The 14,082-nt window shown below is 62.3% G+C and carries 11 protein-coding genes; 4 read left to right on the forward strand and 7 right to left on the reverse strand.

Annotation, left to right across the window (positions count from 1 at the left end; all coding sequences use genetic code 11):
- Nucleotides 1-62: 62 nt before the first annotated feature.
- Both ACSMXN_RS06980 and ACSMXN_RS06985 read right to left on the reverse strand, forming a co-directional pair.
- A complete protein-coding gene (locus ACSMXN_RS06980) occupies nucleotides 63-1,097 on the reverse strand; it encodes an aldo/keto reductase (protein WP_035944114.1) in 1,035 nt (344 codons plus the stop codon).
- Nucleotides 1,098-1,373: 276 nt separating this feature from the next.
- Nucleotides 1,374-2,144 carry a signal peptidase II gene (locus ACSMXN_RS06985; protein ID WP_022914086.1) on the reverse strand — a complete coding sequence of 257 codons (771 nt, stop codon included), beginning with the start codon at nucleotides 2,142-2,144 and terminating at the stop codon, nucleotides 1,374-1,376.
- A 374-nt stretch (nucleotides 2,145-2,518) separates the two neighbouring features.
- Between ACSMXN_RS06985 and ACSMXN_RS06990 the strand changes: the two genes are divergently transcribed.
- On the forward strand, nucleotides 2,519-3,970 hold the full coding sequence (locus tag ACSMXN_RS06990; RefSeq protein WP_022914085.1) for an MFS transporter: 1,452 nt from the start codon (nucleotides 2,519-2,521) through the stop codon (nucleotides 3,968-3,970).
- A gap of 10 nt (nucleotides 3,971-3,980) precedes the next feature.
- Here the strand turns inward: ACSMXN_RS06990 and ACSMXN_RS06995 are convergent, their stop codons facing one another.
- On the reverse strand, nucleotides 3,981-4,436 hold the full coding sequence (locus ACSMXN_RS06995) for a LytR/AlgR family response regulator transcription factor (protein WP_455407717.1): 456 nt from the start codon (nucleotides 4,434-4,436) through the stop codon (nucleotides 3,981-3,983).
- 107 nt (nucleotides 4,437-4,543) lie between these two features.
- On the opposite strand from ACSMXN_RS06995, the gene ACSMXN_RS07000 reads away from it, so the two are divergent.
- Nucleotides 4,544-5,383 (forward strand): TetR/AcrR family transcriptional regulator, encoded by an 840-nt coding sequence (locus tag ACSMXN_RS07000; RefSeq protein WP_022914083.1) that lies wholly within the window; start codon nucleotides 4,544-4,546, stop codon nucleotides 5,381-5,383.
- A gap of 19 nt (nucleotides 5,384-5,402) precedes the next feature.
- Here the strand turns inward: ACSMXN_RS07000 and ACSMXN_RS07005 are convergent, their stop codons facing one another.
- Complete coding sequence (locus ACSMXN_RS07005) at nucleotides 5,403-6,752, reverse strand: cytochrome P450 (RefSeq protein WP_022914082.1); 1,350 nt, start codon at nucleotides 6,750-6,752, stop codon at nucleotides 5,403-5,405.
- Nucleotides 6,753-7,078: 326 nt separating this feature from the next.
- Here ACSMXN_RS07005 and ACSMXN_RS07010 point away from each other — a divergent pair, with 326 nt between their 5' ends.
- Nucleotides 7,079-8,113, forward strand: a complete 1,035-nt coding sequence (locus ACSMXN_RS07010; protein ID WP_022914081.1) for a hypothetical protein — start codon at nucleotides 7,079-7,081, stop codon at nucleotides 8,111-8,113.
- Between the two features lie 57 nt (nucleotides 8,114-8,170).
- Here ACSMXN_RS07010 and fdhA read toward each other — a convergent pair whose 3' ends face one another.
- Both fdhA and ACSMXN_RS07020 read right to left on the reverse strand, forming a co-directional pair.
- The gene (gene fdhA, locus ACSMXN_RS07015; protein WP_027139625.1) at nucleotides 8,171-9,385 is read right to left on the reverse strand and encodes a formaldehyde dehydrogenase, glutathione-independent; all 1,215 of its coding nucleotides are present in this window, start codon (nucleotides 9,383-9,385) and stop codon (nucleotides 8,171-8,173) included.
- A gap of 99 nt (nucleotides 9,386-9,484) precedes the next feature.
- Nucleotides 9,485-10,729: a cytochrome P450 gene (locus ACSMXN_RS07020; protein ID WP_035944137.1), complete on the reverse strand. Its 1,245-nt coding sequence runs from the start codon at nucleotides 10,727-10,729 to the stop codon at nucleotides 9,485-9,487.
- Between the two features lie 637 nt (nucleotides 10,730-11,366).
- Between ACSMXN_RS07020 and ACSMXN_RS07025 the strand changes: the two genes are divergently transcribed.
- A complete protein-coding gene (locus ACSMXN_RS07025) occupies nucleotides 11,367-12,611 on the forward strand; it encodes an ABC transporter substrate-binding protein (protein ID WP_022914078.1) in 1,245 nt (414 codons plus the stop codon).
- Between the two features lie 8 nt (nucleotides 12,612-12,619).
- Here ACSMXN_RS07025 and ACSMXN_RS07030 read toward each other — a convergent pair whose 3' ends face one another.
- Nucleotides 12,620-14,059, reverse strand: a complete 1,440-nt coding sequence (locus ACSMXN_RS07030) for an aldehyde dehydrogenase family protein (RefSeq protein WP_022914077.1) — start codon at nucleotides 14,057-14,059, stop codon at nucleotides 12,620-12,622.
- Nucleotides 14,060-14,082 lie beyond the last annotated feature (23 nt).

Here is a 14,082-nt window from a genome sequence, read left to right on the forward strand (position 1 = left end):
TCTATGCCGCCCCGGCGCGGGCCGGCGTCGAGATCGGCCTCGGATGGGCTGAGGGCAGCCCATCAACCGAGCGGATGCTTTGGCCGATTTGGGTGGGATGGGCCCTCACCCGCGCCACTCGTTTCGACTGCCGTTGCAATATCATTGATGTCTCGCTCGGTAAGTGTGATCTGTGCACCGGGAAGCCAGCCCTCAACCTGCGCGGGGCCACGTGCGCCCACGATTGCACCGCTTACGCCTTCGAATAACAAGACCCAGGCAACTGCGGCGGCTGGCGTCGAAACTCCGTGACGGTCAGCGACGGCCTCGAGCGCTTGCGCAACGGTGAGGTTCGCTGCCAGATTGGTGGTGAAGTCGGGGCTGGTACGGCGCCAGTCATCTCGAGGCAGGCCTTCAACGCGTTCCTTGGTGAAGCTCCCGGTGAGCAGGCCCGACATCATGGGGCTGTAGACGATTACACCCGTAGCGTGGTCGGAGCTCCAGGGCAGCAGGTCGCTGGCAGCGTCTCGATGGATGGCGGAGAACTGTGGTTGCAGCGTGTCCACGTGGCCAAGAATTTCGGCACGCTCAAGCTGCTTGACGCTGTGGTTCGATAGGCCTACCGCGCGCACCTTCCCTTCTTGCTTGAAGTCCAGCAGCACCTGCCAATAGTCCTCGAGCTTGGTGCCGTCCTCCGAAGGCCAATGCATCTGGTACAGGTCGATCTGCTCAACCTCAAGTCGCCTCAACGACATCTCCAATTCGCGGCGAAGCGATTTGGGGTCACCTACCCGCCGGGGTTCCGCAGTTCGATCGGCGTCGTCCCATACCAATCCGCCCTTCGTGAACACGTAGGGACGTTCACCCAGGGGAATGTCTCGCAGGGCACGGGCGACAACTTCCTCTGAATGACCGAGCCCGTACACGGCTGCCGTGTCAATCCAGTTGATGCCCGTACTGAGCGCATACCTTATGGCGCCGACCGCTTCGTCATCGTCCTGAGGGCCCCAGCTGAAGGCCCAGTCACCGCCTCCGAGCGCCCAGGCTCCAAAGCCCACTCTCGTAATGTCCATTCCGGTGCGTCCCAATGCTGTGGTTGGGATCAATGTCGTTGTCATCCTGTCTCCTTCTTCGAATGCCGCGCCGCGCGAGGATCGTCCTGGCGCGATAGGCAAAGCTCGTCCGATTAGTTTGTTCAGGTGACGGGTCGTGCCCGTTCTGCCTTAGGCGAAGCATGCAATGCCCTATCGCCGTTGCCGGCTCGTCACGATCAAGCCTGGCCTCGTGTTGTGAAGAAGTCTCCGGTGCCGGCGCCCATCTTCGAGTCTTGCTGGCGTCACCTGGGATTACCTGCTAGCTGGTAGGAGAGCTCAGCGCAGGTTTATCCGCTGCGCTCAGGGGAGTTCGTGGGAGATACTGTGGCGCGCGATAACAGTGCGTTGATAGCCCGCACCGGCAGAGGCAATCGGCGCGGTCGCGCCGCCGAAGGTCGCTGCGCCAACTCCGACGATCGCCGTCAGCAGGCAGCCGGTGCCCAGCGCCCATACCGCTGTCTGGACTCTGGGAGTACGCCGAGGCCTCGGCCTCGGCGTGGAGTGTGCGTTGAGGCTCGGGCGCTTGATGATCAACCTTCGCAAGGCTGGTACGAACAGAGCGAGGACGAAGCTGGGCGTCGCTGCGATGATGAACAGGTCAGCGACGTTGTAGACCCGCTGGCCAATGGGAATGAAGTCGACCACCCCACGGACACTCCCTGGAGCGGTCCAGTAATGCATGAACAATCGATCAAGCAGATTGCTGCTCCAGCCGGAGATGATCGCGGTTGCTGAGATCAGCACGGGGCCCGAACGCCGGCGCCGAAGCAGCAGTGCTGCGAGCGTGAATAGCAGTCCGAAATCAAACAGGTCGAGCAGTGCGCCCGTTACGGGGCGGCCATACCACGATCCGACGGTAGCTGGTACGAGGTTGTCGCCACCGTAGTTGATGTGTGCGGCAGCGACGTTTCGCCAGGCCCACCACTTCAAACTCTGATCGAGAACAACGATCGCCGCCGCCACCGCACCGAAGACCAGGACCCGTCGTGGGACTCCGTGCCTCCCATCTATAAGCGGTTCTGAGCGCAGCGACGGCGGTCGATCATTGAGAATTCCGATTTGCCCGTCCACGGCTACTCCTAAGCTGAGGCGTCAATGTGTCAATCTCGAGCGTGGCTCGGATCGGGACTTCAGTCGCCCTTGCCAACGAGCATCTTCGAGTGAGGCTGGTGCTACCCGCCGATCGCAGGACAGCGCTACCCCCGCTGGCGACTGGCCCACCGCGCCCTGGGGGTCGCATGATTGGTGGTCGTGTGCGGCTGAAGACACATTGCCGCTAGCGGTAATCCTCAAGTCCAGCCTGCCGGAGTTCGAGACTGATGCTGGTGGCGTCGACATCAGGAACCCCGCGCGGGAGGGTTGAGCGAGGTCACCTGCAGGCAGCCCTCTCGGCGTTGCCCGCGTGTCGCTGATCCGTGCCCACAGTTCATCCGCGAAGGAGCCTGATGTCCGAGTCGCAAGTCGCCTCCCCGATGTTGCTGCCAGCGGCACGTGGGGTTGCTCGTCCTGGCAAAGCGCTGCTGATCGTGCTCGCGCTGGCCCAATTCATGGTGGTGCTGGACTTCACGATCGTGAATGTCGCGCTGCCTTCGATTCAGAGCGGACTGGACGTTGCGACGACCACCCTGCAGTGGGTGGTCAGCGGCTACGCGGTTGCATTCGGGGGCTTTCTACTGCTCGGCGGCCGCCTCGCGGACTTGTTCGGGCGGGTACGGCTGCTCCGCGCAGGCTTGATCGTCTTCGTCCTGGCCAGCGTCGCCGGCGGCCTGGCCGTGGAGCCGACGTTACTGATTGCCTCCCGAATCGTGCAGGGTGTCGGGGCCGCCATCGTGGCACCCGCTGCGTTGTCGCTGCTCGTGACTAGCTGGCCGAACGAGCGCGAGCGCAGTCGCGCCCTTGGCATCTATGGCGCCGTCGTCTCGACCGGCTTCGCTGCCGGTGCTGTGTTGGGGGGCGCCCTGGTCGAGGCGGATTGGCGCCTGGTCTTCTTCGTGAACGTGCCGGTCGGTGTGTTCCTGTTGGTGGCGTCTTACCGCCTGTTGCCCGCCGACCCGCCAGTACGCGATGGTCGACTCGACGTGCCAGGGGCGGTCACGGTGACCGCAGGCGTGGCGTTGCTCGTGTTAGCCGTGGCGCGGGCAGGCGACACGCTCAGCGCTACTCAACCTGCGTTGTTAGCAGTCGTTGCGCTTGTATTACTCGCCACCTTTGCGATGCGGGAACGCACTACCAAGGCGCCGTTGCTGAACCTTGCGATGCTGACGGATCGGGGCATCCTTGGCGCGAACTTGTGTCTGATCGCCGTTGGTGCCTTCAACGCAGGGCAGGTACTTCTTGTAACGCTCTATCTACAGGATGGTCGGCACCTATCGCCGTTGTTGACCGGGCTGTGTTTCGTGCCGCAGGCCGCTGGTGCGTTCCTCCTGTCCGGCCCCGCCTCCAAGCTTGTGCCCAACCTGGGCCCGCGCCGAAGCCTCGGCGTAGCTATGCTGATCGCGCTGGTGTCTCTGATCGGGGGAGCGTTGGCCGATGCTTCTGGGTCGATCATCGCGTTGCTGTTTACATTGCTGTTGATGGGTGTTGCTGCGCGGATCAGCATGGTCGCAGCGACTTTGGCGGGCACTCACGGGGTCGTCGCCGAGCAATCGGAGGGCACCGCCAGCGCCCTGCTCACCGCGACCCGGCAATGCGGGAGCGCCTTGGGCGTCGCGATCCTCTCAGCGACGCTCGTTCTGTCGGGCGGCAGCGATACCCATGGCACGGTTATCGCGATGTTCGTTGCCGCTTCGTTTGCGCTCACCGGCCTACTCGCCACCCGCGTGGTACCCGCGCTCCCGACGCGAACCGACAAGACTGCGGGACATCACGTCTTCCACCGCGGCGCTGGCCGTAAGTGAGTGCGCTCGGTCACCCCTGGTGGCGCTCGCCGTTGGCGTTGATGAGCTGGCGGATTCCCCGCGCGGACAGCGCCGACTTCGCCAAGAATCCCACCGCCGCGCTCTCGGCAATCAGATCAGCGAAATCCTCTTCGTCGTGTGCCGACACCAAGATTATCTCCGGCGCCGGACGAAAGTCGTAGTTGTCGAGTTGTGTTGCTACGTCGAAGCCGCTTTCAGTGCCGAGGTCGATATCCAGCAGCACCACATCTGGTTTGAGTTCGCGCACGAGATCGATCGCCTCGGCGCCGGTCGACACCATCGCAAGCACAATCAGTCCCTCACTCTCCAGCAGGCGCCGTGCCGTGCTGGCGAATTGAGGGTTGTCGTCGACGATGAGACAGCGCAAGGGCATGTAGTTATCATGCCTAGTGAAGCGCGGATAAGCATTCCGGTTAGCCTGCATCGTTAGGTCGGCAAGTGTCATGCACGTCTCCGGGCGCTACACAGCGCGGTGTGCGGTGAACGCCCGCTCAGTCGACCGAAGAGCGAACCCTGCTCAGTTCAGAGCGGGTTGATCTGTAGGATTGCGCCATGTCGATGGCCGCGATGTCGCCGAGAAGCTCCGGGAACAATGCCACCCAAGCTAAGCATGTCAAACGTGCCTCCGCCAAGAGTGTGAAGTCCGTCAGACCTGCCGTCGAACCAACCGCAAAGGCGACGGAACCGCCGCTGCGACTGCGAGACCAGCGGCGGCTGGAGCGCCTGCAGATGGGACGCGACCAGGTGCTCGACGCAGCCGAGGAGTTGTTCGGCAACCAGGGCTATCAGGGGACGAACCTGGACCAGGTGGCGGCACGCAGTGACTTCTCGGTTGGCGCCGTCTACACGTACTACACGAGCAAGGCCGAACTGCTCGCAGGCGTGATGCAACGACGCATACCAGAGTTGACCGAAGCCATCGAATCCTCACTGCGCGAAGATGATACGGGCGAAGAGCAGCTCCTCAGCATGACCGGCGCCTACATGGCCTTCTTCCACAAGTACCCGGCATATGGTCGCCTGACAATGCGCGTTTACTCGACCGGGCTAGAGGTGATTCCCGATTTTGCTGAGTATATGGACGCCTATCATTCAGGCATTGCGATGTACGCCGATGCGGTGAAACGCGGCCAAGCTGACGGATCAGTTCGGGAGGGCGATCCCGTCTGGATGTCGCGGATGCTTTCGGCAATGGTCGTTGCGCACCATTCGATGACCGCCCAGGGCGGGTCGGATTCCGATGGCTTTCCGACTGAAGATCTGCTCGAGATGATTCGTGCCGCCATAAGGACGCCCCCCGCGAGGCGGAAGCCCACCGCCAGGCCGACGCCCACCGCCAGGCCGACGCCCACCGCCAGGCCGACGGGGACAGCCAGGCGGACGCGCCCGTAACGTCCTGCGGACGGTGATATCAGGCGCCGATGCGGGCGGCTTGCCGGCGAACGGTTACCGGTTCGGCCAGCCGCTGCTCATCGCACGCCTTCTGCAAGAGTACGAGGGTCTCGTCGAAGCTGGCTCCGAGGCGCGGTCCGGGCGTGAAGGTGGCCGGAAGGTGCTTCATTCCATTGATGATGCCGACCGTGTCATAGTGCACTGCGCCGGCCGGATCACAGACGAAGTCGGGCATGCGGTCGAGCACAGCAGTCAGCATCTGCTTGAACGTCATCCGGGCCATGTTCGATCCGATGCATCGGTGGATGCCGAGACCGAAGCTTGCGTGTCGGTTGTTCTTGCGATCGAGTTCGATCGTGTTCGGCTCCGGGAAGACCTTGGGGTCGCGGTTGGCCATCGCCCACGACAGCCAAAGTCGCTCGCCCTCGCCGAACTCGGTGCCGGCGATATCGCAATCCGCGCTGAAGGTGCGCCCGTCGCCGGGAGCGGGCGTGTAGAACCGCAGAAACTCCTCCGTCGCGGAGTCAAGGAGGGTTTCTCGTTCGCGTGAGAGCCGCTCGCGGTCCTCCGGGTGTTCGGACAGGTACTCCAACGAGTGGGCAGTCAACGCCGTCGTGGTATCGAACCCGCCGCCGATCAGCAGGCCCAATACGTTTGCTAGTTCTTCGTCCGGCGGAGTCTGCCCCTCGATGGTCGCGTTGACCAGGGCATCGATGAGTCCGGGTCGCGGGTTCTGACGAACTTCAGCCAGGGATGCATACAGCCGTCGGTACATCTCCATGCTCTGGGCCAGTACACGTGGCATGTCTGGTGAGTCCGGTTTGGTATAGACGCCGGCGTGCGCCGGTTCGCAGTAAATGGGCCAGTCGGCCAGGGGGAGGCCCATCATGGCCAGCGTCAACACCGCGGGCACGATATTGGCAAGATCGTCAACGAAATCAAGCTGGCCGGATTCGATCTTCTCGTCGATAGTGGCGCGTGTTAGCTCGACCACGAACGGAGTCCACCGTGCTACCGCGGCCGGCGAGAGATAGGCGTTCAGGGTCTGCCGATATTGCCGCTGGCCGGGAGGGTCCATCTCAAGGAAGCCCGCCGTCTGCGTTGATCCGGGTTGCCCCGGAATGCCGATACCCTGGTAACCGCGACGCTTGTTGTACACGTCATGGTCGTTGGAGAGAAACTCGGACTCGCGCGCGATATCAAATAATTCCTGATGACCGGCCGCTACCCAGTGTCCGCCGTAGGTGTCAGACCACGCCACCGGACACTTGGATTGCATCTCCCCGGCGATCTCCTCGAAATGAAGACGGTAGTCAGACGCGTGGCGGTCAAAATGGAATTGACGGTCGGCCTTCTGATCGTCGGACATCGGTAGCTCCTCAGCCTGCGTTGCTACTCCGGCAACTGAACCATCGCTCAGTTGGCTAGCGCCTCATTGTAGCGAAAATCCTCGACGATCCGAAGCGCCGCCGTGATCGATCGCGAGGCGCGAAGTAATGCCCTATGATTCGATTGCCTCAACGCGCTAGTAAGGCACATCATCACACTGAGTCTCAGCTCAGTTCATCTCCCTTAGCAACGTCCTCGGTGCATGGGAGATCGGCAACCGAAGTCAACTTCCTTGATCGTCCGTCAGCCTGAGAGGTGTCCGTGTCAGACAACGACCTACCGAGTAACTCTCTCCACACCCACCCTGTGACTCCGTGGGCGGATCTGACAACGATCCCGGGCGTCCGTGCGGCTTGGGCTCACAGCGGCCTCGCAGTCACTGCGGATGGGGAAATAATCGGGTTTCACGCCGGGCAACTAGTAGCCTTCGGCCTCGATGGCCGGGTTCAGCGAATAGTCCGCTCGGATCTCACCGAGGGCCACGGCATCACGCTCGTCCGAGACGATGGCGATGACTATCTTTGGATCGCTGATCCGGGGTTCGTGTTCGCTTCCACCGAAGGCGAAGGTGAGGCAGTCTGGCGGCCGATGTTCGGCGGCGGCATCTACCGCGAGGCGCGCAACCCTCGCGTCGTGAAGATGTCCTTGAGCGGTGAGATACAGCTGGAGCTACCGCTTCCGCCCACCCACGCATCCGTCCCGGCTGGACCGATGGGCGAGTACTGCCCATGTGGAACGGCGGTTGACGAGCAGCGATTGGGAGGGGGCGGTGACATCTGGGTTGCTGACGGCTACGGGTCGAGTCTGGTCCATCGGTTTGATAGAAATGGCAGTCACTTGATGACGCTCACCGGCGAGGAGGGAGCGGGCCGATTCGCGTGCCCACACGCCGTCTTCATCATGCGTCGCCCAGATAGTGATGCAGAGCTATACATCGCTGACCGGGAGAATCGCCGGGTCCAGGTCTACAACTTGGAGGGTCGATACGTGCGTAGCTTTGGTGACGAATTCCTATCCAGCCCTAGCGGGTTCGCCAAGTGGGGCGAGACGCTGGTCGTCGCCGAGCTGTACGGGCGGTTGGCCCTCGTGGATGCCCACGACACTCTCCTGGGTTACATAGGAGGGCCGACGAGCACAACAGCGCCGCTCGGCTGGCCTGAGCGACCGGGTTGGCCGAATGCACTGTCTGACGAGGGCCATGCGGTGGCTGCGGTGCCCGATGATCACCAGCCGTTCAACTCCCCGCACTCTGTCGCTGTCGACGCCGATGGGAACCTCTACGTCTCAGAATGGCTCCTGGGCGGACGCTATTCGAAGATTCTCGGTCAACCGGGCTCCTGATTTCATGGAGTAAAACTGGACGGAACGGCTCATACCTCAGCGTCCCATCACCCATCACTACTTGATGACGCCGTGCGGGTCGATCACGTACTTACGGGCCGCCCCTCCATCGAATTCTCGGTAGCCGCGGGGTGCGTCGTCGAGCGAGATGACCGTGGCACCGACTGCATCGGCGATAGCGACTCGGCCATGCAATATCGCCATCATCAGGCCATGGTTATATCTCATCACTGGGCACTGGCCGGTCGCAAAGGACAGGGACTTGGCCCAACCTGTTCCTAGTCGCAGGGAAAGGGAGCCGGTCCTCGCAGCCTCGTCAATGCCGCCCGGGTCGGCAGTTACATATAGGCCAGGAACACCGATGCTCCCGCCGGCGGCTGTCAGACTCATCAAAGAGTTGAGCACGGTGGCTGGTGCCTCGACTGCGGCGTGATCGCCGTGGCCATGCGCTTCGAAGCCGACGGCGTCGATGCCCGCATCAACTTCTGGAACGCCAAGCAAGTCCTCGATCTGATCTTGTGGACTGCCCAGACCGACGTTGACCGTCTCGCAGCCGAAGGTGCGAGCTTGCGCAAGCCGGTTCTCGTTCAGATCGCCAACAATGACAACAGCCGCGCCAAGCAGTTGGGCGCCAACAGCGGCTGCGAGTCCGACTGGGCCGGCGCCGGCTACGTAGACCGTTGAGCCGGGCTTCACTCCCGCCGTCACGGCTCCATGAAAGCCAGTCGGAAAGATATCGGACAGCATGGTCAGATCCAGGATCTTCTCCATCGCTTGCTCGCGGTCAGGGAACCGCAGCAGATTGAAGTCTGCGTAGGGCACCATCACGTATTCTGCCTGACCTCCGACCCAGCCGCCCATATCTACATAGCCATACGCTGAGCCTGGCCGATCGGGATTCACGTTGAGACAAACGCCGGTCTTGCCCTCCTTGCAGTTCCGGCACCTACCGCAGGCAATATTGAAAGGCACGGAACAGACATCGCCTAGTGCGATGAATTCGACATCTGGCCCGCGCTCAATGACCTCGCCGAGGATCTCGTGGCCCAGTACGAGGCCTCGAGGCGCGGTCGTGCGGCCGCGCACCATGTGTTGGTCACTGCCACAGATGTTGGTAGAGAGCACCCGGAGGATCACGCCGTGATTGCACTTTCTCCCTACGTTGGCGGGGTTGACGCCCGGGCCGTCCTGAAGCTCGAGTGTCGGGAACGGGATGTCATGGATCTCCACGCTGCCCGGTTCCACGTATGCCACTGCCCTGTTATCCGCCACTGCACACACCTGCTTTCCGTTTGTGCGGCCCGAAGTGCGTCGAGCCCCATGGGATGCGGACCCTGCGAAACGGGTCGATCACCTCGACCCGCCAGGACCTCAGGTCTTCAGATCAAGCAACAGCGGTAGTGTCACCAGGCGACGGACCATGAGACTCAGGTGGTACTGAAGCGGAATCCCTGCCGGGGCAATGTGAAATGACCGGGTTTTCGCGAGCAGGGTCTCGATCGCGACTCTCGCCTCGACCCGCGCAAGTGGGGCACCGACGCAGAGATGAATGCCCCAGCCGAATCCCACGTGATATCGATTCGTTCGGTCGAGTCGGACTTCATCCGGCTCCTCATAGATACTTTCGTCTCTGTTCGCCGCTGGCCACATCAACACGAGTCTCGATCCGGCAGGCAGCGAGCGACCTGCGAGGTTGGCATCCTCTGTCAGCACCCGGTAGTGGCCCCGGAACGGGGCGTCCACCCGGCAGGCCTCTTCGACGAAGGCCGGAATGAGTTCGGGGTGTTCTCGAAGCTGCGCTTGTAGCTCGGGCTTCTCGGCAAGTATCCGGACGCCGGTGCCAGTCAGGCTGGTCGTCGATTCACCGCCGGCGGCAATGAGGATCCCGAAGATACCGAAGGCCTCCTGATCGTCCAGGTTGCCCTCGGCTACGGCTTGAGCTGTCATCCCGATCATCGAGCCCGAGTAAGCGCGGGGGTCCTGTCTCGCCGTCGCGTAGGCGTTGACGACCTCGGCCATGTTGAGAGGCATCTCGCGATCGAATTGCATGATGCGCTCTTCGGATACGAAGCCGCTGATGCGCTCGACAGAGTTGTACCCAGCACTCTTCAAAGCAGGCGCGACCTCGTCGGGCAGCCCTAGGATGCGCGCGACCATGACCATCGGCAATGGTTCCGCGACTCGGCCCATCCACTCGAACGGCTCATCGGGCGATGCACTGGCCATCGCCTCCTCGACCAACGCGCGAAACTCAGGCTCCATCGCCTGCATGTTGCTCGTTGACAGCTTGCGGCTGACGATCTTCCGCTGGCGACCGTGGTCGGGCGGGTCTGCAGTTGCCAGTACGCCCTTGCCTTCCGGTGCATCGCCAGAGACTGGCGCTCGCAGACCGGGATGAGCCCACTCTCCCTTATGTAGGAAGACGCCAGTGTCGCTGGAAAACACAGCTGGTCGAGCCACGATGTCATAGATCAGGTCGGCGCGGGTCACAAGATACGTACCCGTTCCCTCGATCTCATGAACGGGGTCATTCTCCCGGAGTTCCCGGTAATAGTCGTATGGGTCTTGGACGACAACGGGATCGAACAGGGGGTCAAGGCCGGTACTGCTGGACATTCGGATCTCCTTTGCGCCGATCTTGCAGCGTTGGTAACGAATCATCAGCGGTTGGCGAGTACTCCGTCGCAATCACATCACGCTGACGCAACTGAGGCAAGATTCAGTCGAATGCAGAAGTTTTACAGTCCGTCTTGAGCGCACGGAGGATGCTCATTTTTCCACGATGCCCAACCGTGCTTACCCGCGCGACTTCGAGCACAAGGGAGCGCGGGTATGCCCCTGTGTAAAACCGTGACGCTTCAATGAGAGCACACTCGGCAGAGTGAGGCAAGACTCAGTCAACTGGTACGCGAGCAGTCACCCGCTCTGTCTCAGACTCAATTTCTGGGACTGAACCACTGCTCGTTCTGCCGAACCTGCTATGTCACAAAGTGGAAACATCCATTGACGTACTGCAGGCGCCGTCGTTACGTTGCGCAAACCTGTGCACCGACTACCGGCGCGCCAACCCGCTCGACCAAGCCAAATCGCCTCGCCTACCTCGAACTCTCGTCCTTGCTAGGCGATGCGGCGGTGACCAAATCCTGACCGGATTGGAGACTTCCGTGCTCACGCCTTGGCGCTGACCGCCACCATCGCTTACCGCGCAGTTCGCCCGTACTCCATGTCCGTCACTAGATAGTGAGGTACTCCCGTGAAGCTCCACAAGATTGCTGTCGGCGTAACCATAGGTGTGGTGGCCTTGACGGCTTGCAGCTCCTCGAAGAGCGCGAGTCCGAGCGGACCGTCCGGTGCATCGTCATCCAGCGGTAGCAGTACCGCGGGATCGGCCGCCACTCTCAAGGTCGGCGTTATCAATGATGCGAGCGGTTCTGCGGCCTCCGGATCGACGACGACCGAGGTCGGTCTGAAGGCGTACGTTAATGCTGTAAATTCCGAAGGCGGCGTGAACGGCCACAAGATCGAGTACGTCCTGGCCGATTCGCAATCCACCCCAGCCGGCGCGCTGACTGCCGCGCAAAAGTTAGTTCAGAATGACAAAGTCTTCGCGGTCATAAGCGCGTCGGCCTTCTTCTTCGGTGCCGAGCCGTATCTGCTGAAGGAGGGTGTCCCCGTAGTGGGCACAGGCTTTGACGGCCCGGAGTGGACTGATCCTAAGAACACCAACATGTTCACCGCCAGCGGGGTCAACAACAATGCTGACGTCTTCACCACCGGCGGCAACGCAGTCAAGGTTATCGGGGGCACCGTATGCGGGGCTGTCGGATACCAAGAATCGCCAAGCGCGGCCAAGTCGGCGGCGGCATTCCCGCAGTCCTGCGCACACCAGGGCCTGAAGGCCGGATACGTCGCCCAGATCTCCTTCGGAAGCACGGACGTGGCTCCGATCGCGCTGAGAATGAAAGCCGCGGGCGTGGACTCGATCTTCTTCTCAACAGTGCCCAGCACGGGATTCGCTCTCGCCGGCGCACTGCGGACAGTTGGCGCCACCACCAAGGCGATTCTCTTGCCAACGGGTTACGGCGGCGACCTGCTGAAGTCCTCGGCGGCAGTTCAGGCAGCACAGGGCTTCTACTTCTCCAACTCGCTTGCACCGGTCGAACTCAACACGCCAGCCACCCAGAAGCTGCAAGCACGGTTCAAAGCAGTGGGTGAGAACGACGGACCCGGCTTTGCGGAATCCACCGCTTACGAGGCAATGCTGGCCTTTGCTGCCGGCGTGACCGCGGCCGGAGACAACCTCACGCCGCAGAGCTTCATCACCGCGCTGCGGAAGGTCAACAACTTCGATGCCGAAGGCCTGTTAGCTACCCCGACCGATTTCGGCGATTACTCCCCAGCCAAGCAATGTGCCTTCTATGTCAAGCTATCCGGCAACAAGTTCGTGCCGGTTCAAGGCCTTGACCCAGTATGCGGAACCAAGGTTGGTACCAGCTGACGAACAGTTCAGGGCGTCCAGGTGTGCAGGCGTTCCTCGGTCATTTCTCGGATTGCCCAACGCGGCCCCTCGAAGCCTCGTCCACTCGCCTTCACTCCGCCGAACGGCATCTCGTCGGCCCGGGCACTCGACGCTTCGTTCAGGTGCACGGCTCCAAATCGCAGCGAGTCCATCGCCGCCCTGACCGAGCCGAGATCTTCTGCGAAGACTCCGCAGGACAGCCCGAAGTCGGTGGCGTTCGCGCCGGCGACGGCGTCCTCGAGATCGTCGAACGGGATGGCCGAAACGACAGGCCCGAACATCTCTGCGCACAGGGCTGACTGATTCGGTGTCACATCGGCAAGCACCGTTGGTCGTATGACCGATCCTTCGCGCTGGCCCCCGGCCAGCAGTTGTCCGCCAGAGCCGATCGCGTCCTCGATCGACTTCATGACCCGGTCAGTTGCCGCCGTAGTGATGAGTGGTCCGAGCGTAACCGACGGGTCGAAAGGATCACCTGACACGATCGAGTTGGCGAGTTCGACCAGGCCGCCGACGGTTTCTTCGTACCGGGAGCGATGGACGTAGAGCCGCTGGGTGGAGGTGCAGACCTGGCCAGCCTTGCGAAACGCGGCTGTTGCGATTTTCGGAAGTGCCTTGGACAGATCGGCGGACTCGCACACGATGGTGCTCGCGATACTGCCCAGTTCCAGTTGACTGCGGCGGATTCCCGCGCCGGCAGCGACCAGTCGGCCGACGGCCGTGCTGCCGGTGAAGGCATAGAAGGCGATACGCGGGTCAGCGAGCAAGGCTCGGCCGGCCGAGTCGTCAGCTCCATTGACGACTGCCAGTAACGCCGGTGGAAGGCCCGCATCGAGCAAGGTCTGAGCGAGCAACGCCGGTGTCATCGGGGCAAGCGGCGACGGCTTGAGTACGACCGCGTTGCCACCTGCCAGAGCTGGCCCGATCTTGTGGATCACCACGTTCAAGGGCGAGTTGAAGGGCGTGATCGCACACACCACCCCGAGCGGGAACCGGCGGGTCGCTCCGATCCTTGACTCGTGTCCGGGGCTGCTGCCGAACGCCACCGGCTCACCGGTGAGCCTCAGAGCCTCCTCGGCGCACAGCCGCAACGTGACCTGCGAGCGGTCGATCTCTTTGTGGCTGTCGCTCGGGGGGAAGCCCACCTCGAGACCGAGCAGTACGACGAAGTCCGCTCGCCGCTCCTCCAGCAGGTCTGCTGCCCGACGCAGTATGTCCGACCTGGTTGCCGGCGGAATCGAGTCGGCGGCCGCGGCAACCTCGACGGCACGATCGAGTAGCTCCGGCGTCACCGCGGGAAATTGTGCGATCGTCTCGCCGGTGAAAGGGTCATCGACCGCGAAGGTCTCGCCACGGTGCCAGACGCCCGCGATCAGCGTGCCGGTTTCGATTGCGGGGAGGCTGGGCCGCTGAGTCGTTTCTGTCATGGCAGGACCTGCGCATCTCGGGT

It is taken from the genome of Parajatrophihabitans canadensis, from assembly GCF_053764775.1.